Genomic DNA, 22,726 nt, shown 5'->3' on the forward strand with positions numbered 1-22,726 from the left:
CACACCCCACCAGTCAAGTCAAACAACCGCAAAAATTTACCCCACCCCGCAAATAACTGTTATTCAAAGAAATATTTTATTCCCTCCCGCCAAAATACCAACACAACACAAATTTTATTGAATCCGAAATTTAGATAAAACAATCCCCGCTCGGACTCTATATGTTTAGATAAAAATGAGTCCGAACGGGGGATTGTTTCAATTTATATTAAGGAAGCAAGAAGCACCGCTCAATCGGCAAACTGCTTTTTCATCCGCTCGCGCCTTTCTTGTGCTTCGACGGACAACGTCGCCGTCGGGCGTGCAAGCAAACGCTTAAGGCCGATAGGTTCTCCCGTATCGGCGCAAAAGCCGTAATCACCTTCATCTATACTGCGAATAGTAGCTTGGACTTTGGCCAACAGTTTACGTTCTCGGTCTCGGGTGCGTAATTCCAAGGCATACTCTTCTTCTTGTGTTGCCCTGTCGGCCGGATCCGGAGCAGATTCGTGCTCTTGCAAATGACCTGTCGTAACGGAGGCGTTTTGAATTAACTCATCTTGCATTTTAACCAGCAATTCGCGGAAGAAAGCCAGTTGGTCACTGTTCATGTAATCATCTTCCGGCCCATTCCAATTCAAGATGTCCTGTTCTGTCAGTTTCGCCATAATCATTCTTTCACTCTGGTTATCGGAAATTTTGCAAATGCTTGTTATTTATGAATTTCTTGAGGTCTGCAACCATAAGAAATGGCGCATAATAACACGTTTTGCATGGGATTCTGTGCTTTTTATACTGATTTGCACTTTTTTCATTTTGCTTACGCTCGCCCGTGTATCTGAAACATTACTGAAGCAGCCACAGATTCAACATTCTGAACAGCTGCGGCAGGACATAGCCCAGCCAGAACCACAAGGCGAGTGCCAACACACTACCCGAAAAATCGTATCTACCGACCCTTAAGAAGACGAAAGGTCGTAATACGGAGTCAAAGATACGTTGCAGCGATACCGAAACGGGAGAATATGGTTTTTTAATGCTTAATACCATGCGGACAAACAATCCGATGAATAAAACATAGGCAGCCGCCTTCATCATTGCCAATACGGCGAATATAAAATTTACGGCAATCACTCTGCCGCCGAATCCTTCTGAAGAAGCCGTCAACCGAATCAATATAAACACGGCATAGTAAAACAGCAGTCCGGCCAATATACAGGCGACATCCCATTTTCCTTGCGGCGGTACCAGTTTCCTGATCGGTTTGACCAGCCAGTCGGTCGCTTGGATGCAAAACCTCGCCAACGGATGATTGGCATCCAACCCGGCCCACTGCAACAGGCAACGTGCGATACACAAAATCACGATGCCGTCTGAAAGCAATATCAGCAAGTCGCCTCTCATTTTCAGACGGCCTCAAACTGTTTGGCCAACTCCCGCGAACGGTTGACGCACGCTGCCACGCCTTTTACGACGGTTTCGGCAACCTGCCCGGCCTTGAAGGTTTCGATGGCCTCGTGGGTGGTGCCGCCTTTGGAGGTAACGTTTTGCTGCAATACGGCGAAATCCTCTTCCGTCTGCTCGGCCAACGCGACGGCTCCTTTGAAGGTTGCCAAGCTCAGCCTGTGCGCCTCTTTTTCGCCGAAACCCTGCTGTTGGGCCGCCTGTTTCAGCGCATCCAGCAGATAAAACACATAGGCCGGCCCGCTGCCGCTGATGCCGGTAATATCGTGCAGCCGCTCTTCGCCGTCGAGCCATACGGTGATGCCGACCGCACGCATAATACTGTCTGCCGCGGCTTTGTCTTGGTCGGAAACGCTGTCGTCGGCAAACATCCCCGACACCCCCAAACCGATTTTTCCCGGCGTATTCGGCATCACGCGGACAATGCGGCGCGTTCCGCCCAGATAGCGGCTTAAGGTGGCGATACTCAATCCGGCGGCGACGGACAACACCAGCGCGCCGTTGGTTTGCACGCCTTGGCAGGCGGCCTGCATGTCCTGCGGTTTGACCGCCAATACCAGCACGTCGTCCGCTGTCAGTTCGGGCAGCTTTTCAGATACGGACACGCCCAACTCCTCTGCCAGACGTTCGCGTTTTTCTTTGCCTCGGTTGGCAATGTGCACCCGATGGCCGCCCTGCCTGACCAATCCGCCCGCAATCGCGGCAGCCATATTGCCGCCGCCCAAGAAATAGATGTTCATTTTGCAACCCTCCTATCCTGTTCTATTCATGAGGCCGTCTGAAAAACATTTTCAGACGGCCTCATCACGATTTATTTGCTGTAATCCCGTCGGCCGAAAATCGCACTGCCGATGCGGACGTGGGTTGCACCGCATGCGACGGCAAGCTCCATATCACCCGACATGCCCATAGACAATACGTCCGCCGCCACGCCTGCCGCATTCAATTCCGCCAACAGCGCCTGCATCCGGCCAAATGCTTCACGCAGTTCCGCCTCGCCGGCATCGGCTTTCGCCACGCACATCAACCCGCGCATTTTGAGGTTCGGCAACTTCGCCACTTCGCAGGCCAGCGCAACCGCCTCATCCGGCGCGACACCGTGTTTGGCCGCCTCGCCCGCAATGTTCACTTCGATGCACACCTGTAGCGGCGGCATTTCAGACGGCCTCTGCGCGCTCAGGCGCCGGGCGGTTTTCAGACGGCCTATGGTATGCACCCAGTGGGCGCGTTCGGCCACGAATTTGGTTTTATTCGACTGCACGTCGCCGATGATGTGCCACACGATGTCGGATAAATCGGCCAAATCCTCGGTTTTTTCATACCATTCCTGAATATAGTTTTCGCCGAAATCGCGCTGTCCGGCGGCATACACTTCGCGGATGTCGCCGGCGGGAAAGGTTTTACCCACCGCCACCAGCCTTACCTCTCCGGCATTCCTTCCGGCGGATGCCTCGGCACCGGCAATCTGCGCCAATACGTTATGATAGTTCTGTTGCAATACCGACATGGTTCTTTCCCTAATTTATCCGTTTAATGTAATTTCTTAAAATTTTACTTTATCGAACACCGCTTATCTATTTAAAATAAACGGGTTTACTATTCCAATCAACAAGGCCGCATTATGCAGATTACCGACTTACTCGCTTTCGGCGTAAAAAACAAAGCATCCGACCTTCATTTAAGCTCGGAAATGTCTCCCATGATTCGCGTACACGGCGACATCCGCCGCATCAACCTGCCCGAAATGACCGCCGAAGAAGTCGGCAATATGGTTACTTCGGTCATGAACGACCACCAGCGCAAAATTTTCCAACAAGATTTGGAAGTCGACTTCTCGTTCGAGCTGCCCAACGTCGCCCGTTTCCGTGTCAACGCATTCACCTCCAACCGCGGCCCCGCCGCCGTTTTCCGTACCATTCCGAGTACCGTGCTGACGCTGGAAGACCTGCGCGCGCCGCGTATTTTCCAAAAAATCGCCGACAACCCGCGCGGGCTGGTATTGGTAACCGGCCCGACCGGCTCCGGCAAATCCACCACGCTGGCAGCGATGATCAACTACATCAACGAAACCCAGCCCGCACATATTTTGACTATCGAAGACCCGATTGAGTTTGTGCACCCGAGTAAAAAAGCGTTGATTAACCAGCGCGAACTGCACCAGCACACCCACAGCTTCGCCAACGCCCTGCGTTCCGCATTGCGTGAAGACCCCGACGTGATTCTGGTGGGCGAGATGCGCGACCCCGAAACCATCGGCCTCGCGCTGACCGCCGCCGAAACCGGCCACTTGGTATTCGGCACGCTGCACACCACCGGCGCCGCCAAAACCGTAGACCGTATCGTCGACGTATTCCCGGCCGGCGAAAAAGAAATGGTGCGTTCGATGCTGTCCGAATCCCTGCGCGCGGTTATTTCACAAACCCTGCTGAAAACCCGCGACGGCAACGGCCGCGTCGCCGCGCACGAAATCCTTATCTCCACCCCCGCCGTGCGCAACCTTATCCGCGAAAACAAAATCGCGCAAATCAACTCCACATTGCAAACCGGTCAGGCGCACGGTATGCAGACGCTCGACCAAGCGCTTCAGGCCCTGGTCCGCCAAGGCACCATCAGCCCCGAAGTCGCCCGCAGCAAAGCGCAAAACAGCGAAAGCCTGTCGATTGCCTGATTCAAGCAAATTCAAATAAACAAGAGCACATAAAAATGAGCGACTCTACTCCCTTACACGACCTTTTAACCGAAATGGTGCAGGCTTATTCACAGAAAAACCAGCCGCCGCACATTCCGACCCCCGCCGAAATCGGCACCCATCTGCATCCGCTGCTTGACCGCATGTGCGCCGAAGCGGAAAGTCGCAACGCGTCCGACATCTTCATCAGCGCAGGCTTCCCGCCCGCCATGAAGGTCAGCGGCGTACTTTCCCCCGTACCGCACAAAGCGCTGACCGGCGAGGAAACCGCCGCCATCGTCGAATCGACCATGAACCCCGAACAGTTGGAAGCCTTTAACCAGAACTGGGAAATCAACTATTCGGTGCAATCGCGCAGCAACACGCGCTACCGTGTCAACGCCTATCACGAGCAAGGCCGCGTCGGTATGGTGTTGCGCCGCATCAACCAGAAAATCCCCGAAATCGACGAATTGGGCCTGCCGCCGAAATTGAAAGACCTCGCCCTCACTCCGCGCGGAATGCTGATTCTGGCCGGTCCGACAGGTTCGGGTAAATCCACCACCATGGCCTCGATGCTGGACTACCGCAACAACAAAGTACCCGGCCACATCGTTACCATTGAAGACCCGATTGAATACATCTACAAACCGCGCCGCTGCATTTTCACCCAACGCGAAGTCGGCATCGATACGCCCGACTGGAAAATCGCCGTGCAAAGCGCGATGCGCCAAGCGCCGGACGTCGTCTGTATCGGCGAGGTGCGCAGCGAAAGCAGTATGGAATACGCCATGCAGCTTGCCCAAACCGGCCACCTGTGCGTCTTCACCATCCACGCCAACAATGCGGCGCAAGCCATCGAGCGCATCACCAACTTCTATTCCGAAGACCGCCGCCCGCAGGTACTGATGGATTTGGCACTGAACCTGACCGGCATTATCGGCCAACGTCTCGTCATCCGCAAAAACCGTACCCTTCGCACCGCCGTCATCGACCTGTTGCTGAACACGCCCGCCATGCAGGATTTGATTTTCAAAGGCGATCTGATGGACGTGCACGGCTTGATGCAGCGTTCGAGCACCGAAGGGATGCAGACTTTCGACCAGCACCTGTTCAACCTCTATATCAAAGACCAAATCGAATATGACGAAGCCTTGCGCCAAGCCGACTCCGTCAACGACTTGCGCCTGCGCATCCAAATGCACGAGGAAGGCAACGATCCCGCACGGCTGTACGACCGCATCAGCGATTTGAACCTGATGTAGTATTTTCAGACGGCCTCAAACCTTCAAAAGGCCGTCTGAACAGAAAGGAAGAAGCCTTATGTTTCTCCTTCCCTGTTCAGACGGCCTTTCCGCTTTGCCTTCACAACGATAGGCACCGTTGAAAAGTACGCTTGAGCCGCGACTTTCGTTTTCAGACGGCCTTGTTTTTCAATGGCAGCTTGATGTGCGGTTTCGCAATTTTCGGTTCTATCTTAACAACGGCTTCTGCCGGCGGCGCTTCTTTCAAACCCAGTTCGATTTGCTGCTGGTCGCTCAACAGATTGCTCCAATCACCTTTTTTATACCAATCCTGCCCGTCCACCTCGATAGGGTGCTGGATACGCTCGCAGCCGTTACCGCACTGCAAATCGTCTGCACGGCAATACTTGTCGCAGCCCCAGCAGATTCGTTCGGGATTTTTTGGAAAAATCGGAAATTTTTTAGCCATGACAATCTCGCTTTCTTTCATGAAATTATAAATGATTCCGAAAGGCCGTCTGGTAAACTGTACAGCTTTTTACGCAGAAGATTCATGTAAAACGAAATGAATCCGATACCTATTGCTTCACCATTGATATTAAATTGCATAACTTGTATTTTAAATAGAAATTTATTCTCACAAAAACATTATTTCCACAAAAATATAGCTTGGTTTACATTGGTCTCATCCGCCAATCTGTTTGCAACCGATACAGCCGCCAACCGAAGCTGCCGCCGGAAATGATGTTTGACATCCTTTAAATGTTAAAAAATGTTATTTCAAATATGAATCAAAAGACTGGATTACGTTCCCTATCGAAACACAAAACCATAAAGGCCGTCTGAAAAAATATTTCAGACGGCCTTTATGGTTTTGTGTTTTCAGACGGCCTTCGCCGCTATCCACTGCTGTATCCGCTGTTCGATTCGTTCGGCACTCAGCCCCAAATCGTCCAAAAGTTTTTTCGGATCGCCGTGTTCGGTTACGGTATCGGCAACGCCCAAAAGCAAAACAGGTTTGCAGATGCCGTATTTCGCCAACACTTCCAGCACCGCGCTGCCTGCGCCGCCTTGTTCGGCGTTTTCTTCGGCGGTAACGATGTAGTCGTGGCTTTGGGCGAGGCGGACGATGAGTTCCTCGTCTATCGGTTTGACGAAGCGCATATCGGCGACGGTGGCGTTCAGTTTTTCGGCAACCGCCAATGCGGGGGCGACCATGCTGCCGAAGGCGATGAATGCGGTTTTCTCGCCTTGGCGGCGGATGACGCCTTTGCCGATGGCTACAGTTTCGAGGCCGTCTGAAACGGGCGTGCCTGTTCCCGTACCGCGCGGATAGCGGACGGCGGCGGGGGCGTCTGCCTGATAGCAGGTCGAAAGCAGCAGGCGGCATTCGTTTTCATCGCTCGGCGCGGCGACAATCATGTTCGGCACGCAGCGCAAGAAGCTCAAATCGTACAAACCAGCATGGGTCGGGCCGTCTGCGCCGACGATGCCCGCACGGTCGACGGCAAACAAAACGGGCAGGTTTTGCAGGGCGATGTCGTGCACCAGTTGGTCGTAGGCGCGCTGGAGGAAGGTGGAATAAATGGCGACAACGGGCTTCATGCCTTCGCAGGCCAAACCGCCGGCAAAGGTAACGGCGTGCTGCTCGGCGATGCCGACGTCGAAATAGCGGTCGGGGAATTGTTGTTCGAATTCAACCAGTCCGCTGCCCTCGCGCATGGCGGGGGTAATCGCCGCCAATCGGGAATCTGCCGCCGCCTGGTCGCACAGCCATTTGCCGAACACTTGCGTATAGGTCGGTTTGGCGGCGGGCTTGTTTTCTTTTTCAGACGACGTTGCGGTTTTGAGGTCGTCTGAAACGTCTTTGGGCAGGTTGGCAACGGCGTGGTATTTGACGGGGTCGTTTTCGGCGAGTTTGTAGCCGTTGCCCTTTTTGGTGATGACGTGCAGCAGTTGCGGGCCTTTGCGGCCGCACAAATCTTTCAATACGTCAACCAGATGCTCGACGTTGTGTCCGTCCACGGGGCCGGTGTAGCGGAAACCGAAGTTTTCAAACAAAGACAGCGACTGCTTGGCGTGTTCGGCTTCGCCCGCCAGCGTTTTGATTTTGTGCTCGACTTTTTGGGCAAGCTCCATCGCGCCGGGTAGCTTGTCCAAAACCTTGCTCGATTGCGCCTTGATGGTGCTCAACACGCCGCGCATATCGCGCACGACGTTGCTGGCGAGGTATTTCGGCAGCGCGCCGACGTTGGGGGAAATCGACATTTCGTTGTCGTTGAGGATGACCAGCAGGTTCACGTCCATATCGCCCGCGCAGTTCAAGGCTTCAAACGCCTGACCCGCCGTCATCGCGCCGTCGCCGATAATGGCGACGCTGCGACGGTCACTGCCCAAGAGCTTGTCTGCCGCCGCCATGCCCAAAGCCGCGCCGATGGAGGTGGAGGAATGGCCCACGCCAAACGCGTCGTATTCGGATTCGCTGCGTTTGGGGAAACCCGCCAAACCGCCGTAGCGGCGCATGGTGTGCATCCGGTTTTTGCGGCCGGTGAGAATTTTGTGCGGATAGCTTTGATGGCCGACGTCCCAAACCAAATGGTCTTCCGGCGTGTCGTACACATAGTGCAGGGCGATGGTCAGCTCGACCGCGCCCAGATTGCTGGCAAAATGCCCGCCGGTTTTGCCTATCGAATCCAACAGGAATGCCCGCAATTCGGCGGCAACCTGCGGTAGCTGTTTTTTATCCAGCCTGCGCAAATCCTGCGGCAGATTGATGGTGTCTAGTAAAGGGGTTTGGCTCATGGATTATTCTTCGATGGGTACGGGCTGGGCCTGCACACGGCGCATCCGCCCGTATTGCGGGGCTTGGCGGATGGCAGGCGGTTTGTGCTGATTATAGCAAGAGTTCGCATACTCCATCAGCCTAAATTTGCCGCCCGCCGTTTTCAGACGGCCTGCAAAGACAGGCAAATTTTCGCCTTAAGATATGAAATTTCCGCCACTTCGTGCTACCCTACGGCAAATAATCAAATGAACGTATCAAATTATGTCTGTGAACAAAACCGTCCTATTCCTTTCCTGCTGCCTTTTGGCCGCCTGCGGACAGAAAGAATCCGCCTCTCCCTCCCAAGCTTCCGCGCCCGACTCACCGCAAACCGTATCCGCCCCTGCTCCCGCAGCCGTTTCCCAGCCCGCTTCTGCCGCAGCGTCCGCCCCCGCGGCTTTGGGCGGCGAACTGCAAACAGCCGACCGGGCCGCATGGCAGAGATACCGTTGCGCCGAGGGAAGCGTCGAGGCACGCTATTACAAGGGCAGTGCCGGTCCCGAAGCCCAAATCAGATACAAAGGCGGCATCCTGACCGCGGCATACAGCGCGGCCGGCAGCGACGAAGACCTGACCGCCTTCAGCGACGGTACGCAAACGTGGACCATCGGTAACGAATTCGGCAACGATTTCTATAAAGAGGGCAACGGCTTCCTCGTCCATCACGAACAGGCGGAAGGCATCGACGGCACGGAAGCGACGGTGGACAATCTGCTGCTGCACGAATGTACGCCCGCTTCCTGACCGGACGACAAATAAAAGGCCGTCTGAAAAATTTTCAGACGGCCTTTTATCCCTTCAAACCTGCTTATTTGGCTGCTTTGGCAAACCCGTCGATCTTGGCGAATCCCAGAAAATCGGCATGGTCGTCCAACACGGCAATCCATCCCTTTTCCTTACTGCCGGTAAACGGAAGGTAATAGCGTTTTTCACCCGTATCCTTCACGTCCGCTTCCCGCAGAATATCGGCTTCGGTCATATTCCGCATCACGGCGAGCGCGGACAGCGGTTTCATGCCCCGGCGGATTTTTTCCCGCTCGCGCGCATCGTCCGCCGCCCAACGGTTCGGACGCATACTCGGTTCGATGCCTTTGAGCGACAGCATCAGGTCTTGGTTGTACTCCTCGGCGTTTAAAGGTTCGCGTATCCCTACCCTGTTCACGCCGAACCAAGGCAAGCGGCGCAATCCTTCGGGCGCATCGGCAAGCAGTGTGTCATCCACCTCCGCAGCGGTAACCACCGAAAACCTGTCCACTTCGAAAGCCACCGCCACCGGCCGCGCCAACGAAACGCTGTACAGCCCGTACAGCAGCGCGGCAAGCTGGATAACGCCGACCAACGAAAAATCCACCACCCGTTCGCGCACCGACTTTTTCGGGCTGGCCAGAACCAGCGTCAGCAACGGGCCGCAAACCACATCCACCGCCACCACCAGTTTGTAAAGCTGCAAACCGCCGGTCAGCTCGGCATACGGATAGGGATACCATACCTTAAACACCAGCAGCGCCGCCATGCCGGCCAGAAACAGGCTGACCAGCAGATGGCAGCCCGCCATTTTCAAAGCGAAACGCCAACGTGAGGGAGTTTTTACAGTTTCCATAATGTCTGTTTCACTATCGTTATTATCAATCAAGGCGGCTATTATATAGAAATTTTCCCGTTTCCGCCCCGAATTGGTGCGGTACTTTGCTCAAAGGCCGTCTGAAAACCCCGTTTCAGACGGCCTTTGGCCCAAGTTGAACCGAATTGACTTATTTCTTATTGCCCAACTGCGGCAATACCGAACCTTCGCCCAGCGACAACAAGCCGCTTTGCGAGTAGATGCCGAGTTTGACGCGGGTGTCGGTGATGTCGAGGTTGCGCATGGTGAGCTGGCCGATGCGGTCGAGCGGGGTGAACGCTGCGTCTTCGACTTTTTCCATGCTCAGGCGTTCGGGTTGGTAGGTCAGGTTGGGCGATTCGGTGTTCAGAATCGAGTAGTCGTTGCCACGGCGCAGTTCCAGCGTAACTTCGCCGGTGATGGCTTTGGCCACCCAGCGTTGGGCGGTTTCGCGCAACATGAGGGCTTGGCTGTCGAACCAGCGGCCTTGGTAGAGCAGTCGGCCGAGGCGCAGGCCGTTGATGCGGTATTGTTCGATGGTGTCTTCGTTGTGGATACCGGTTACCAAGCGTTCGTAGGCGATGTGGAACAACGCCATGCCCGGGGCTTCGTAGATGCCGCGCGATTTGGCTTCGATGATGCGGTTTTCGATTTGGTCGCTCATGCCCAAGCCGTGGCATCCGCCGATGCGGTTGGCCTCGAGGAAGAGTTCGACGGGGTCGGCGTATTCTTTGCCGTTCAATGCAACCGGCACGCCCTCTTCAAAGCGCACGCTGACTTCTTCGGGTTTGACTTCGACGCTTTCGTCCCAGAAGGCAACGCCCATGATGGGTTTGACGATTTTGATGCCGCTATTGAGAAATTCCAAGTCTTTGGCTTCATGCGTTGCGCCGAGCATATTGGAATCGGTGGAATAGGCTTTCTCCACCGACATTTTGTAGTTGAAGCCGTTGGCAATCAGAAATTCGCTCATTTCGTGGCGGCCGCCGAGTTCGTCGATAAATTGTTGGTCGAGCCAGGGTTTGTAGATTTTCAGCGCGGGATTGGTCAAGAGGCCGTAGCGGTAGAAACGCTCGATGTCGTTGCCTTTGTAGGTGCTACCGTCGCCCCAGATGTTGACGTCGTCTTCTTTCATGGCGGAAACGAGCATGGTGCCGGTAACGGCGCGGCCCAGAGGCGTGGTGTTGAAGTAGGCGATGCCGCCGGTGGAAACGTGGAACGCGCCGCATTGGATGGCGGCGATGCCTTCATGTGCCAACTGCGCGCGGCAGTCGATTAGGCGGGCGTTTTCCGCACCGTATTCCATCGCTTTTTTGGGAATGGCATTGTAGTCGTCTTCGTCGGGTTGGCCGAGGTTGGCAGTGTAGGCATAAGGCAGCGCGCCTTTGAGTTTCATCCACAACAGCGCGGCAGAGGTATCGAGGCCGCCGGAGAAGGCGATGCCGACTTTTTGACCGATGGGGAGGTGTTGCAGGATAGTATTGTTTTGGCTCATGGGGGAATCCTTTGGACTTGAAAAATGGAGTTCATTATCTTATAAATAGAACACATTGTCAGCCGTCAAGGTCGTCTGAAAATGAGCCTTGCCCGTTTCGTTGAAAATCTTTTCAGACGACCTTTACGCCATCCGCAATCCGACTCCCTCCCCTGCGGGGGAGGGTTGGGGAGAGGGTACAGGCAGCAGCCCTTAAGCAAACGCCGCATAAAAAACGCAAGCTCAGCCCTCTCCCTAACCCTCTCCCACGGGAGAGGGAACAAATCACAGCACCATCAACATTTTCAGACGGCATCGGTAAAGAAAACCTATCCATGAACGCTTTCAACCTCATCATCATCGGCGACGAAATCCTGCACGGCAGCCGCCAAGACAAGCATTTCGCCTTTTTCAAATCCCTGCTGGAATCGCGCGGACTGAAGCTCAATCAGGTGCAATACCTGCCTGACGAACCTGATTTGCTGGTCAAACAACTGCGCCGCAGCTTTTCAGACGGCCTGCCGACTTTCGTTACCGGCGGCATCGGCTCCACGCCCGACGACCATACCCGCCAAGCTGCCGCCGCCGCTTTGGATCTGCCCGTCGTCCGCCATCCCGAAGCCGCCAAGTTCATCGAAGCCGTTACCCTTAAACGCGGCGAACCGCTTGACGCCCCCGAACACGCCCAACGCCTGAAAATGGCGGATTTTCCCGCAGGCGCGGAGCTTGTGCCCAACCCGTTCAACAACATCGCCGGATTTTCCATCCGCGAACATTATTTCTTCCCCGGCTTCCCCGTGATGGCGCACCCGATGGCGGAATGGGTTTTGGATACTTATTACGCCGACCGCTTCAACCAAACCGAACACGGCAGCCGCAGCGTGTATGTATTCGGTCAGCCCGAATCGCGTGTAGCCCCGATTATGGAATACGTCGAACGCACCTACCCGGGCGTGCGCTCTTACAGCCTGCCCAGCGTCGGCTGGCAGAATGCGGACGGAACGGCGGTCAAACCGCATATCGAGTTCGGCATCAAGGCGGAAGGCGGGGCGTGCCGCGATTTGGACAAAGCATGGGACGAGGTGCTGCGGCGCTTGCGGGATGTGGGGGCGGAGTTGAAGGATAAGGCGGAATAGAAACAAAAGGCCGTCTGAAAAACTGTTTTCAGACGGCCTTTTCACCTCCGGTTCAAACGAACCGGCCGATTAAAACGTATATCCCGTTTCCAACTCCTCGTCGCCCACCAAATCGACCAGCAGTGCATACAGCGGCGCCAAATCTTGATAACGGCGCGACACGCGGCGCAGGTAGTTGAGGAAGCGCGGAATTTCGGGACGGTATTTGTCTTTGCCGTCGCGGTGGTACAGTCGGGCGAAGATGCCGGCGACTTTCAGGTGCCGCTGCACGCCCATCCATTCAAACCAGCGGTAAAACTCGTCAAACTCCGGCGGCACGGGCAGTCCGGCGGCGCGCGCCTGTTCCCAGTAACGGATAACCAAGTCCAACACGAACTCTTCGTCCCAGCCGATAAACGCGTCGCGCAGCAGAGAAACCAAGTCGTAGGAAATCGGGCCGTACAACGCGTCTTGAAAATCAAGCACGCCCGGCCGCCCTTCTTGAAGCATCAGGTTGCGCACGATGTAGTCGCGGTGTACATAAACTTTCGGCTGCGCCAAGAGGGGCGGCAGCAGGGTATCGACGGTCTGCTGCCACAGCCGGCACTGTTTGAAATTCAGTTCGCGTCCCAGTTCCTTGGCGACGAACCATTCCGGAAACAGGTTGATTTCGCGCAGCATGACCTCGCGGTCGTACTCGGGCAGCACGCCGGAGCGGCTGGCAAGCTGCAATTCAATCAGCTCGCCCACGGCTTCGAGCAGCAGGGCTTTGTGTGCCGCTTCGTTTTTTTCTTGGGTCATGGCGGTCAGAAAGGTGGTGCCTCCCAAGTCGTTGAGCACCATAAACCCTTGCGTTTCATCGACATGCAATACCTGCGGCACATTGACCATATGGAAGAGTTTTTGCACTTTCAGATAGGGGGCGACACTCATTTTGTCAGGCGGGGCATCCATACAGACGACGGTACGGCCGTCTGAAAACGTAGCGCGGAAATAGCGGCGGAAGTCGGCATCGGCGGCGGCGAAACTCAGTTCGAACGGTTGGTCGGGATAGACGGTTTCCAGCCATTTTTTTAATTCGGTCTGTCGTTGCATAGCAGTTTCGTTGTTTTTCAGGTTAAAATAAATGCTATTCTAACTGGCAAAACCGATTTAAGGTGTAATTTTGGCTCGTTTATTTTCACTCAAACCGCTGGTTTTTGCACTGGGCGTAGGCTTCGGTGCGGCGGCAACCAATGCCCAGAATATCGGAGCTGCCGCATCTGCCCCCGGCACGGCCGACTACTACAGGCCGTCTGAAACCGCATCTTCACCGAAACCGGCCAGGAACCTGTCGTTGGGCACGACCTGTCTGTTTTGTTCGCATGAAACCGTCCAAGCCGAAGCGCGCGCGCTGGGCCTGACCGGAAATCCCGTCAGACGGAGCGGAGAAGATCCCCTTCCCGCCGACTATACACGCGTAACCGCCGACCAAATCCAAGGTAAAACCAAAGTGGCCGTCCGCGCCGAGGGCGACGTCATTATCGAGCGTAACGATGAAATATTGAACGCGCAATGGGCCGATTACGACCAAGCCGCCAACACCGTTACCGCAGGCAACAAATTCAAACTCGCGCAAAACGGCTCTACCGTCAGCGGCAACAAAATCACCTACAATCTGACCGACAGCACCGGCACGTCCGATTATGTGCGCGTCGATGCCGAACAAGAAGGCCGCCGGCTGCAAAGCGTCAGCCGTCAGGCCAAAATGAAAGGCAAGGGGTTGTACAAGCTGATTGAAACCAAGTTCAACACCTGTTCGCCGGGCGACGCCAGCTGGTATATCAAGGCCAAAAGCATCGAAGCCGACCAAAACAGCGGCATCGGCGTAGCCAAAGGTGCTTCGCTGGTATTCGGCGGCGTTCCCGTGCTTTATACACCGTGGGCCGACTTCCCGATTAACGGCAGCCGCAAAAGCGGTCTTCTGGTTCCGAACATATCCACCGGTTCAGACGGCCTCGAGCTGGCCCTGCCCTACTACCTCAACCTCGCGCCCAACTACGACGCCACCGTTACTCCGGGCATCATCAGCAGCCGCGGCGTGCATTTGGGCGGACAATTCCGCTATCTCCAGCCCAAATATTCCGGCCAGCTTGACGGCGACTGGATGCCGCATGACAAGAAACGCGACCGCAACAACCGCTACCAGTTCAAATGGAACCACCATCAGCAGATTACCCGGCACCTGAACGGCGGCATCGACTTCAACCAGGTTTCCGACAACGACTACTACCGCGATTTTTACGGCCGCAACGACATCGCCGGCAACGTCAACCTCAACCGCCAGGCTTGGTTGAACTATGATGATTCGCTTTGGGGCGGCAACTTCAACGGTTCGATTACGGCGCAGAAATACCAGACGCTGGCCAACGAATCCGGCTACAAAGACAAACCTTACGCCTATATGCCGAAGCTGACCGGCAACTGGCAGCGCAACATCGGCAACGCCGAAATCAACGTTTACGGCCAGTTCACCCGCTTCGACCACGACGAAAAACAAAGCGGCAGCCGTGCCCTGCTCTATCCCAGTATCAAATGGGATTTCCATAACCAGTGGGGCTACGTCCGTCCGAAAATCGGCGTCCACTCCACCTATTACGCGCTGGACAAATTCAACAGCACGCCGAGCCGGCACGCCAGCCGCACACTGCCTATTTTTAACGTCGATTCGGGCATGACCTTCGAGCGTAAGGCAAAATTGTTCGGCAGCAACTACATCCAGACCTTGGAGCCGCGCCTGTTCTACAACTATATCCCGACCAAGTCGCAAAACGACCTGCCCAATTTCGACTCATCGGAAAACAGTTTCTCTTACGCGCAGCTTTTCCGTGAAAACCTCTATTCGGGCAGCGACCGCATCAACGCGGCCAACAGCCTGTCTACCGCGGTACAGACGCGCATCCTAGATCCCAATAACGGAACAGAACGGTTCCGCGCCGGTATCGGTCAGAAGTTCTACATCAAAACCGATACCGTCCTGCTTGACGGCAGCGTCAGCCAATACGAACGCAACCGTTCCGACTGGGTGGCTTTCGCACACGGCAACGTCAGCAACAGCGTCCGCCTTGACGCAGATGTCCACTACAACCAAAACTTGGGCCGTGCGGAAAGCTATTCCGCAGGCGTCCGCTACAACCCAGAGCCGGGTAAAATCCTCAGCGCACGTTACAAATACGGACGCAACGAGAAAATCTACCTGCAATCCGACGGCTCCTATTACTACGACAGATTGAGCCAAATCGACTTGGCCGCACAGTGGCCGATTAAGAAAAACCTGTACGCCATCGCCCGCTACAACTACGAAATCGAAGCCAAAAAACCGCTCGAAATACTGGCCGGCGTCGAATACAAAAGCAACTGCAGCTGCTGGAGTGCCAGTATTGTCGGCCAACACTATGTTACCGGCCTGAACAGCTCCAAAAACGCCGTCTTCTTCAATCTGCAACTCAAAGATTTAAGCAATATCGGCAACAACCCATTCGAACAATTACGCTTGGCCATCCCCGGCTACAGCAAAACCAACGAGGTAGTCACAAAATGAATTTCAAACCCCTGATACTTGCCGCCGCCCTAGGTCTGACACTGAATGTCCACGCCGCCGACGTCAAATTTTCAGACGGCATCGCCGCCGTAGTGGATAACGACGTCATTACCCAGCGCGAAGTCGCCCAAGCCGTCGCAGCCGCCCGCAGCCGCCTGCCCAAAGGCTCCCAAATCAGCAACGACGAATTGCGCCAACAGGTATTAAGCCAGCTTGTCAATCAGTCGCTGATTATCCAAGCGGGCAAACGCAAAAAAATCCAAGCCAGCGAAGCCGAGATTGACGCGGTATTGGCTCAGAATCCGACACAGGCAAAAAAAGCGAATAAAGCCGTGCGCCGCCAAATTGCCGACAGTATTGTTGTCGAAAAAGTGCGTCAACAAGCCATCATGCAAAACAGCCGCGTCAGCGATGCCGAAGTTGACCGCTTCCTCGCCCAAGCCCAGCGGCAAGGCATTACCTTACCCGCCGGTGAGCCTCTGCGCCAATATAAAGCCCAACATATCCTGTTGAAAGCCGACTCCGACAATGCAGTTTCTGCGGCTGAAAGCAGCATCCGTAAAATTTACGCCCAAGCCCGCAGCGGTACCGATTTTTCCGCCCTTGCCCGCCAATATTCCCAAGACACCAGTGCCGGCAACGGCGGCGACTTAGGCTGGTTTTCAGACGGCCAAATGGTGGCACCGTTTGAGGACGCCGTGCACAAACTTAAGCCCGGCCAAGTCAGTCCGCCTGTACGCACACAATTCGGTTGGCACATTATCAAACTGAACGAAGTGCGCGATGCAGGCACTCCGGAAGAGCGCCAACGTAATGCCGTTCGTCAATATATTTCCAATCAGAAAGCACAGCAAGCGACAACTAATCTGTTGCAAGAACTGCATTCAAGCTCTTATGTGAATGTCCATTAAAGTCCGTTTTAAACAAGCAGGCCGTCTGAAAATAGTTTTCGGACGGCCTGCTTGTTTAAAAGGAATTACAAATAGGCTGATTTAATAATATTTGGATCCATAACACCGGTCTCCGCTATTTTTTACTAAGAACGCAACATCTCCTGCATTAACTTCATCCCCCACTGCCATCCCTGCAAATTTCCATTCAGACGGCCTTCTTCGGGTGCAATTAGAAGCCGCATATTCCATAACCGTGCCTGCCGTTCCGCCCAATCCTCCGGACAAGCAAGATCTTGCCTACCGATGACCAATGCCGCCGGACAATGGCAACGAACTCTCTGTAAGCTATGCTCCGCATCATCGGGGAAAGCGTCTTGCAGCGGGGATACCAAAATAATATTACGAACCTTACGCTGGGTATTCATGTCAGCCAAATAAAGCCAAGCTAAAAACCCTGAAACTCCGGCGCCATGAGCTACAACCGCTGTATTCTTACTGCAAATCGCGTCAAAGGCCGTCTGAAGTATGGATTGCCAATCAGTAATCCGCTGATGACGTGAGACCTTCGCCATATGTGCAACAGGATAACTCAACAGCCAACGGTCCAACCACATTGCAGGCTCTTCCTCATCTCGCACCAATAATAAAGTCAAATCTTCAAGGTCTCTACTATGCATCGTCTACATTCTAAGATATTTGTCTAAAACAATATTTCTCACTAGAGGAAATAATTCTCACAAAAACAGTCTATTCCCGATGATACGGATGGTTGTTCAATATCGATGCCGCCCGATAAAGTTGCTCGGTTAGCAATACACGAACCATGCCATGCGGCAAAGTAAGGCTGGATAAACGCAATATCAATTTAGCTTGTTGTTTCAACTCTTCGGTCATTCCATCCGAACCACCGATAATAAAACAAACATGATCACCGTTTTGCATCCATACCTTCAAATAACCAGCCAGTTCCAGTGATGTAGGGGCCTTACCTCTTTCATCCAAAACAACTAAGTATGCTCCTTGCGGAATCGCCTCCAAAATCCGTTTTTCTTCTGCTGCCATACCCTGTTCAGCAGTCACTCCTGAACCACGTTTTTCTGGCTTGATTTCTTTCAAAACATAATTAATTTCTCTTCCAAACCGCTTTGAATATTCCCCAATAGCTTCATTCACCCAATTTGGCATTTTGGCGCCAACAGATAATACCGTAATATTCATGATTCCCCCATACACCTCTTCTTTAATTTAAAAATGAAAAGTAAAAACACCATCTGTACAAGACAGATGGTGTTATAACTCTACTCAATTATCAGCTATTTACTGATTCAGTAGCTCTATCAACCAACTCAACTAATGCCAGAGGAGCATTATCTCCCTTACGGAAACCATATTTCAGAATCCGAACATAACCACCATTGCGCGCAGCAAAACGCGGACCTAACTCATCAAACAATTTAACCACAACATCGCGATCACGAGTACGGTTAAATGCCAAGCGGCGGTTTGCCAAAGAAGGTTTTTTACCCAAAGTAATTAAGGGTTCTGCTACACGACGTAATTCTTTTGCCTTTGGCAACGTTGTCACGATAGTCTCGTGAGTCAATAAAGAATTAGCCATATTACGCAACATTGCAGTACGGTGGCTGCTAGTACGGTTTAATTTGCGGTTACCATTACGATGACGCATGTCATTATCCTTTAATCTTCAAACTTACGGCTTCTCTAAGCCTACAGGCGGCCAAGCTTCTAATTTCGAACCCAATGTCAAACCTTTCGAAGCCAATACTTCTTTAATTTCATTCAAAGACTTACGGCCCAAATTCGGAGTCTTAAGAAGCTCAGTTTCAGTACGTTGGATTAAATCACCAATATAGTAAATATCTTCAGCTTTTAGACAATTAGCTGAACGCACAGTCAACTCCAAATCATCTACCGGACGCAACAAAATCGGATCAATAGGAGGCGCTTTTTCCTCAACCTCCTCTACCGGTGTACCTTGCAAATCGGCAAAGATAGACATTTGGTCAATTAAAATACGGGCAGCACTACGCACAGCTTCCTCAGGATCAAGAGAACCATCGGTTTCAATATCTAAAACCAATTTATCCAAATCCGTGCGCTGCTCTACGCGTGCGGGTTCGACTTCAAAACTAACTCGACTAATGGGCGAAAAGCTCGCATCCAACTGTATTGCACCAATCTGTTTATTTTCATCACGAAAAACACGACGACCAGAAACAGATTGATAACCACGCCCTTGTTCGACTTTGATTTCCATTTCAATCTGACCATTATCAGACAAATGGCAAATAACGTGCTCAGGATTTATAATCTCGACGTCATGAGGCAACTCAATATCACCAGCAACAACAGTCCCCGTCCCTGATTTTTTCAAAGTCAACTGAACTTGACTACGACCATACAATTTAAACACAATACCCTTAATGTTCAACAATATATCTACTACATCTTCTTGAACACCATCAACTGTAGAATATTCGTGCAATACGCCAGCAATAGCCACTTCAGTAGGCGCAAAACCATTCATGGATGACAGTAAGATACGACGCAAAGCATTACCTAAGGTATGACCGAAACCACGCTCAAATGGCTGCATAGATACTTTCGCACGTGTAGTCGACAAAGTATCAACATCAATCTGACGAGGTTTTAAGAATTCGGTTGTGCTATTTTGCATTTAACTGTCCCTCACTGAGTTAGTATTATTTAGAGTAAAACTCTACTACCAACTGTTCATTAATATCGCTGCTTAATTCCGAGCGATCCGGCATATTTTTAAATACACCTTCTAATTTATTCGTATCTACCGAAACCCAGCTTGGCAGCCCAATCTGAGTCGCCAGATTCAAAGCCTCTTGAATACGTACTTGTTTCTTAGCCTTTTCACGAACAGCAATAATGTCACCAGCTTTAACCTGATAAGAAGGAATATTCACAACCTGTCCGTTGACAGTAATTGCTTTGTGAGAAACTAATTGACGAGCCTCTGCTCTGGTAGAGCCAAAACCAAGGCGGTAAACCACATTATCTAAACGTGATTCTAACAATTGCAGTAAAAGCTCACCTGTAGAACCCTTACGACGAGCAGCCTCAGCAAAATAACGACGGAATTGTCGTTCCAATACTCCATAAATACGACGGATCTTTTGTTTTTCTCTCAATTGCAGACCATAATCTGACAAGCGAGGCTTTTTAGCTCCATGCTGTCCTGGAGCAGAATCTATTTTACATTTAGAATCCAAAGAGCGACGTGCACTCTTCAAAAACAAATCCGTACCTTCACGGCGTGCTAATTTACATTTAGGGCCAATATAACGTGCCATATCTCAAATCACTCCAAATATTAAATACGACGTTTCTTAGGCGGACGGCAACCGTTATGAGGCAACGGAGTAACGTCGGTAATGCTAGTAATTTTAAAGCCAAGAGCATTGAGCGCACGAACAGAGGACTCGCGACCCGGACCAGGGCCTTTAATACGAACTTCTAAATTTTTAACGCCATATTCTTGGGCAACTTTACCAGCTGCTTCTGCTGCCACCTGAGCAGCAAACGGTGTGCTTTTACGAGAACCTTTAAAACCAGCGCCGCCAGAGGTAGCCCAAGACAATGCATTGCCTTGACGGTCGGTGATTGTAATAATGGTATTGTTAAAAGAAGCATGCACATGAACAATACCTTCACTTACAGTTTTACGTACTTTTTTGCGCACACGCGAAGCTGTGTTTGCTTTAGCCATTAATCCAATTCCTTAAAAATTATTTTTTACCAGCAATCGCTTTGCGCGGACCCTTACGAGTACGAGCATTTGTGCGAGTGCGTTGACCACGACAAGGCAGTCCGCGACGATGGCGGAAGCCACGATAGCATCCCATATCCATCAACCGTTTAATACTCATAGTCACTTCACGGCGTAAGTCACCTTCTACTTCATACTTAGCAACTTGCTCACGCAAAGCTTCCAACTGATTTTCGTCTAAATCTTTCACCTTTATTGAAGGAGCGATTTTTGCTGCTTCGCAGATTAATTTAGCACGAGTAGTCCCAATACCATAAATGGCCTGCAAACCAATTACAACATGGGCATTATTAGGGATGTTTACCCCTGCAATACGAGCCATATATTTTTCCTTTTAGGCAAAGTGCGCCACTATACCACAAAATCAAAGAAAGAGAAAATCCCCTACCCTTGGCGTTGCTTGTGACGCGGATCAGTACAAATTACGCGAACCACACGATTACGACGAATAATCTTGCAGTTACGGCATATTTTCTTTACAGAAGGTTGTACACGCATTTTTTTCCTTTCCACAGAGTCATCATCTTGCTCGAAATACGATACGAGCGCGTGTTAAATCATAAGGTGTTAGCTCAACAGTAACTTTATCTCCAGGTGAAATTCGAATATAGTGCATTCTCATTTTCCCAGAGATATGGCCTAAAACTACATGATCATTTTCTAACTTTACTTTAAAAGTTGCATTTGGCAAAGTTTCAAGAATTTCACCTTGCATTTGTATGGTATCTTCTTTAGCCATAATTTCTTATTTACGCGATAATGATTTCATATCTGTACGTTTCATCAAACTTTCGTATTGTTGAGACATGCGGTATGAGTTAATTTGTGTATTAAAATCCATAGTAACAACAACTAAAATTAATAAGGATGTACCACCTAAATAAAATGGAATATTAAAAGTAGTTGTTAAAAACTCAGGGATTAAACAAATGACTGTGATATACAGGGCACCAAACAAAGTCAATCGCAGCACAACTCCTTCTAAATACCGAGAAGTATGCCCTCCTGGACGAATTCCAGGCACAAATGCACCACTTTTTTTCAGATTTTCCGCCATTTCTTTGGGACTAAATACAAGAGCCGTATAAAAATAGCAAAAAAAGATAATTGTGGCTGCAAATAGACAAACATACAGCGGTTGACCATGCTGCAATAATCCTGCAATCCTATGCAACAAATTATCAGTATTATTTGATCCAAACCAACTTAAAAGAGTGGAAGGAAATAAAATAATGCTTGATGCAAATATAGGTGGTATTACTCCCGCCATATTAAGCTTAAACGGCATGTGAGTGTTTTGACCTTGGATTACATTATTCCCAAATTGGCGTTTCGCATAGTGAATAGGTATTTTACGCTGCGCACTTTCAAAATAAACTACAATATAGATTAAAAGTAAGGCACCGAAAATTATCGAAATAGCAGTAAAAATACTCATCGAACCTTGGTTTGTTAAGGTAACTAACTGCACAATTGCGGCCGGTATTCCAGCAGCAATCCCTGCTGTAATAATCAATGAAATACCGTTACCAATTCCTCTTTCCGTTATCTGTTCACCAAGCCACATTAAAAACATAGTCCCAGTAACCAAACAGACTACCGTAGAAATATGGAACTCCAGAGAAGCTGCAACAACAACACCTTGTTGAAACACAAATGTTGCTACACCCAAACTCTGCAGAATTGCTAGTAATACGGTACCATATCTCGTATATTTCGTAATAACTTTTCGCCCTGCTTCCCCCTCCTTCTTTAAAGACTTCAAAGAAGGAAGGATTTCGGAAGCTAACTGAACGATAATTGAAGCCGAAATATATGGCATAATACCGATTGCAAATATACTAAAGCGCTCTAACGATCCTCCAGAGAACATGTTTAGCATTCCCAGTATTCCGCTTCCAGCGCTCTCATACAATTTAGCCAATGCAACTGCATCCACCCCAGGAACAGGAATGTGAGCGCCAATACGAAAAACAATTAAGGCACCCAATAAAAATAGCAAACGCTTCTTCAAATCTATTGACTTGAATAAACCTGATGAAGAAGATTGTTGATTAGCCACTAT

26 protein-coding genes are annotated in these 22,726 nt (G+C 51.4%); 6 read left to right on the top strand and 20 right to left on the bottom strand.

The genetic code is table 11. The features are described from left to right. Positions 1-230: 230 nt before the first annotated feature. The 4 genes from dksA to ACI43T_RS10990 form a co-directional block, all read right to left on the bottom strand. Positions 231-647, bottom strand: coding sequence for an RNA polymerase-binding protein DksA (gene dksA, locus ACI43T_RS10975; protein WP_009175207.1), 417 nt, complete (start codon positions 645-647; stop codon positions 231-233). Between the two features lie 178 nt (positions 648-825). Next, complete coding sequence (locus ACI43T_RS10980) at positions 826-1,383, bottom strand: YggT family protein (protein ID WP_377081954.1); 558 nt, start codon at positions 1,381-1,383, stop codon at positions 826-828. A gap of 2 nt (positions 1,384-1,385) precedes the next feature. After that, complete coding sequence (proC, locus tag ACI43T_RS10985; RefSeq protein ID WP_377081956.1) at positions 1,386-2,183, bottom strand: pyrroline-5-carboxylate reductase; 798 nt, start codon at positions 2,181-2,183, stop codon at positions 1,386-1,388. A gap of 71 nt (positions 2,184-2,254) precedes the next feature. Then, positions 2,255-2,950, bottom strand: a complete 696-nt coding sequence (locus tag ACI43T_RS10990) for a YggS family pyridoxal phosphate-dependent enzyme (protein ID WP_377081958.1) — start codon at positions 2,948-2,950, stop codon at positions 2,255-2,257. 114 nt (positions 2,951-3,064) lie between these two features. Between ACI43T_RS10990 and ACI43T_RS10995 the strand changes: the two genes are divergently transcribed. Together ACI43T_RS10995 and ACI43T_RS11000 are read left to right on the top strand one after the other, a co-directional pair. Beyond that, positions 3,065-4,111: a type IV pilus twitching motility protein PilT gene (locus ACI43T_RS10995; protein WP_009175211.1), complete on the top strand. Its 1,047-nt coding sequence runs from the start codon at positions 3,065-3,067 to the stop codon at positions 4,109-4,111. 35 nt (positions 4,112-4,146) lie between these two features. Beyond that, positions 4,147-5,376, top strand: a complete 1,230-nt coding sequence (locus ACI43T_RS11000; RefSeq protein ID WP_009175212.1) for a PilT/PilU family type 4a pilus ATPase — start codon at positions 4,147-4,149, stop codon at positions 5,374-5,376. A 151-nt stretch (positions 5,377-5,527) separates the two neighbouring features. Here ACI43T_RS11000 and ACI43T_RS11005 read toward each other — a convergent pair whose 3' ends face one another. The 3 genes from ACI43T_RS11005 to ACI43T_RS11015 form a co-directional block, all read right to left on the bottom strand. After that, positions 5,528-5,824 (bottom strand): DUF3079 domain-containing protein, encoded by a 297-nt coding sequence (locus ACI43T_RS11005; protein WP_009175213.1) that lies wholly within the window; start codon positions 5,822-5,824, stop codon positions 5,528-5,530. Between the two features lie 413 nt (positions 5,825-6,237). Then, positions 6,238-8,157, bottom strand: coding sequence for a 1-deoxy-D-xylulose-5-phosphate synthase (gene dxs / locus ACI43T_RS11010; RefSeq protein ID WP_405387087.1), 1,920 nt, complete (start codon positions 8,155-8,157; stop codon positions 6,238-6,240). Positions 8,158-8,160: 3 nt separating this feature from the next. Next, complete coding sequence (locus tag ACI43T_RS11015) at positions 8,161-8,325, bottom strand: hypothetical protein (RefSeq protein WP_293278808.1); 165 nt, start codon at positions 8,323-8,325, stop codon at positions 8,161-8,163. Between the two features lie 76 nt (positions 8,326-8,401). Here ACI43T_RS11015 and ACI43T_RS11020 point away from each other — a divergent pair, with 76 nt between their 5' ends. Beyond that, positions 8,402-8,923 carry a hypothetical protein gene (locus tag ACI43T_RS11020; RefSeq protein WP_405387089.1) on the top strand — a complete coding sequence of 174 codons (522 nt, stop codon included), beginning with the start codon at positions 8,402-8,404 and terminating at the stop codon, positions 8,921-8,923. Between the two features lie 64 nt (positions 8,924-8,987). On the opposite strand, the gene ACI43T_RS11025 is transcribed toward ACI43T_RS11020, so the two are convergent. Continuing rightward, entirely contained in the window at positions 8,988-9,779 is a 792-nt protein-coding gene (locus ACI43T_RS11025) for a fimb protein (RefSeq protein ID WP_405387091.1), read from the bottom strand. 151 nt (positions 9,780-9,930) lie between these two features. Further along, positions 9,931-11,274, bottom strand: a complete 1,344-nt coding sequence (argG, locus tag ACI43T_RS11030; protein ID WP_405387094.1) for an argininosuccinate synthase — start codon at positions 11,272-11,274, stop codon at positions 9,931-9,933. Between the two features lie 314 nt (positions 11,275-11,588). Between argG and ACI43T_RS11035 the strand changes: the two genes are divergently transcribed. Next, entirely contained in the window at positions 11,589-12,389 is an 801-nt protein-coding gene (locus tag ACI43T_RS11035; RefSeq protein ID WP_405387096.1) for a competence/damage-inducible protein A, read from the top strand. Positions 12,390-12,458: 69 nt separating this feature from the next. Here ACI43T_RS11035 and amgK read toward each other — a convergent pair whose 3' ends face one another. Further along, complete coding sequence (gene amgK, locus ACI43T_RS11040) at positions 12,459-13,463, bottom strand: N-acetylmuramate/N-acetylglucosamine kinase AmgK (RefSeq protein WP_405387098.1); 1,005 nt, start codon at positions 13,461-13,463, stop codon at positions 12,459-12,461. Between the two features lie 70 nt (positions 13,464-13,533). Here amgK and ACI43T_RS11045 point away from each other — a divergent pair, with 70 nt between their 5' ends. Together ACI43T_RS11045 and ACI43T_RS11050 are read left to right on the top strand one after the other, a co-directional pair. Then, positions 13,534-15,948 carry an LPS-assembly protein LptD gene (locus ACI43T_RS11045; protein ID WP_405387100.1) on the top strand — a complete coding sequence of 805 codons (2,415 nt, stop codon included), beginning with the start codon at positions 13,534-13,536 and terminating at the stop codon, positions 15,946-15,948. Continuing rightward, positions 15,945-16,859, top strand: coding sequence for a peptidylprolyl isomerase (locus ACI43T_RS11050; RefSeq protein ID WP_009175221.1), 915 nt, complete (start codon positions 15,945-15,947; stop codon positions 16,857-16,859). The genes ACI43T_RS11045 and ACI43T_RS11050 overlap by 4 nt, the downstream gene beginning before the upstream one ends. A gap of 125 nt (positions 16,860-16,984) precedes the next feature. On the opposite strand, the gene ACI43T_RS11055 is transcribed toward ACI43T_RS11050, so the two are convergent. The 10 genes from ACI43T_RS11055 to secY all read right to left on the bottom strand — a co-directional run bounded on the left by ACI43T_RS11055 (position 16,985) and on the right by secY (position 22,723). Then, positions 16,985-17,518: an alpha/beta hydrolase gene (locus ACI43T_RS11055; RefSeq protein WP_297955544.1), complete on the bottom strand. Its 534-nt coding sequence runs from the start codon at positions 17,516-17,518 to the stop codon at positions 16,985-16,987. Positions 17,519-17,588: 70 nt separating this feature from the next. Beyond that, positions 17,589-18,059: a 23S rRNA (pseudouridine(1915)-N(3))-methyltransferase RlmH gene (gene rlmH / locus ACI43T_RS11060; RefSeq protein WP_377079959.1), complete on the bottom strand. Its 471-nt coding sequence runs from the start codon at positions 18,057-18,059 to the stop codon at positions 17,589-17,591. A gap of 91 nt (positions 18,060-18,150) precedes the next feature. Next, entirely contained in the window at positions 18,151-18,528 is a 378-nt protein-coding gene (rplQ, locus tag ACI43T_RS11065; protein WP_009175224.1) for a 50S ribosomal protein L17, read from the bottom strand. 24 nt (positions 18,529-18,552) lie between these two features. Then, entirely contained in the window at positions 18,553-19,539 is a 987-nt protein-coding gene (locus tag ACI43T_RS11070) for a DNA-directed RNA polymerase subunit alpha (protein WP_293278831.1), read from the bottom strand. A 25-nt stretch (positions 19,540-19,564) separates the two neighbouring features. After that, positions 19,565-20,185, bottom strand: a complete 621-nt coding sequence (gene rpsD, locus ACI43T_RS11075; RefSeq protein ID WP_009175226.1) for a 30S ribosomal protein S4 — start codon at positions 20,183-20,185, stop codon at positions 19,565-19,567. Between the two features lie 20 nt (positions 20,186-20,205). After that, positions 20,206-20,601: a 30S ribosomal protein S11 gene (gene rpsK, locus ACI43T_RS11080; RefSeq protein ID WP_002216249.1), complete on the bottom strand. Its 396-nt coding sequence runs from the start codon at positions 20,599-20,601 to the stop codon at positions 20,206-20,208. A 19-nt stretch (positions 20,602-20,620) separates the two neighbouring features. Continuing rightward, entirely contained in the window at positions 20,621-20,983 is a 363-nt protein-coding gene (rpsM, locus tag ACI43T_RS11085) for a 30S ribosomal protein S13 (protein ID WP_293278994.1), read from the bottom strand. Positions 20,984-21,045: 62 nt separating this feature from the next. Continuing rightward, positions 21,046-21,159: a 50S ribosomal protein L36 gene (gene rpmJ / locus ACI43T_RS11090; protein ID WP_003697674.1), complete on the bottom strand. Its 114-nt coding sequence runs from the start codon at positions 21,157-21,159 to the stop codon at positions 21,046-21,048. 22 nt (positions 21,160-21,181) lie between these two features. Next, the gene (infA, locus tag ACI43T_RS11095; RefSeq protein ID WP_003684714.1) at positions 21,182-21,400 is read right to left on the bottom strand and encodes a translation initiation factor IF-1; all 219 of its coding nucleotides are present in this window, start codon (positions 21,398-21,400) and stop codon (positions 21,182-21,184) included. Between the two features lie 6 nt (positions 21,401-21,406). Next, the gene (gene secY, locus ACI43T_RS11100) at positions 21,407-22,723 is read right to left on the bottom strand and encodes a preprotein translocase subunit SecY (protein ID WP_377079965.1); all 1,317 of its coding nucleotides are present in this window, start codon (positions 22,721-22,723) and stop codon (positions 21,407-21,409) included. Positions 22,724-22,726 lie beyond the last annotated feature (3 nt).

The organism is Neisseria oralis, from assembly GCF_045062685.1.
Lineage (GTDB): Bacteria > Pseudomonadota > Gammaproteobacteria > Burkholderiales > Neisseriaceae > Neisseria > Neisseria oralis.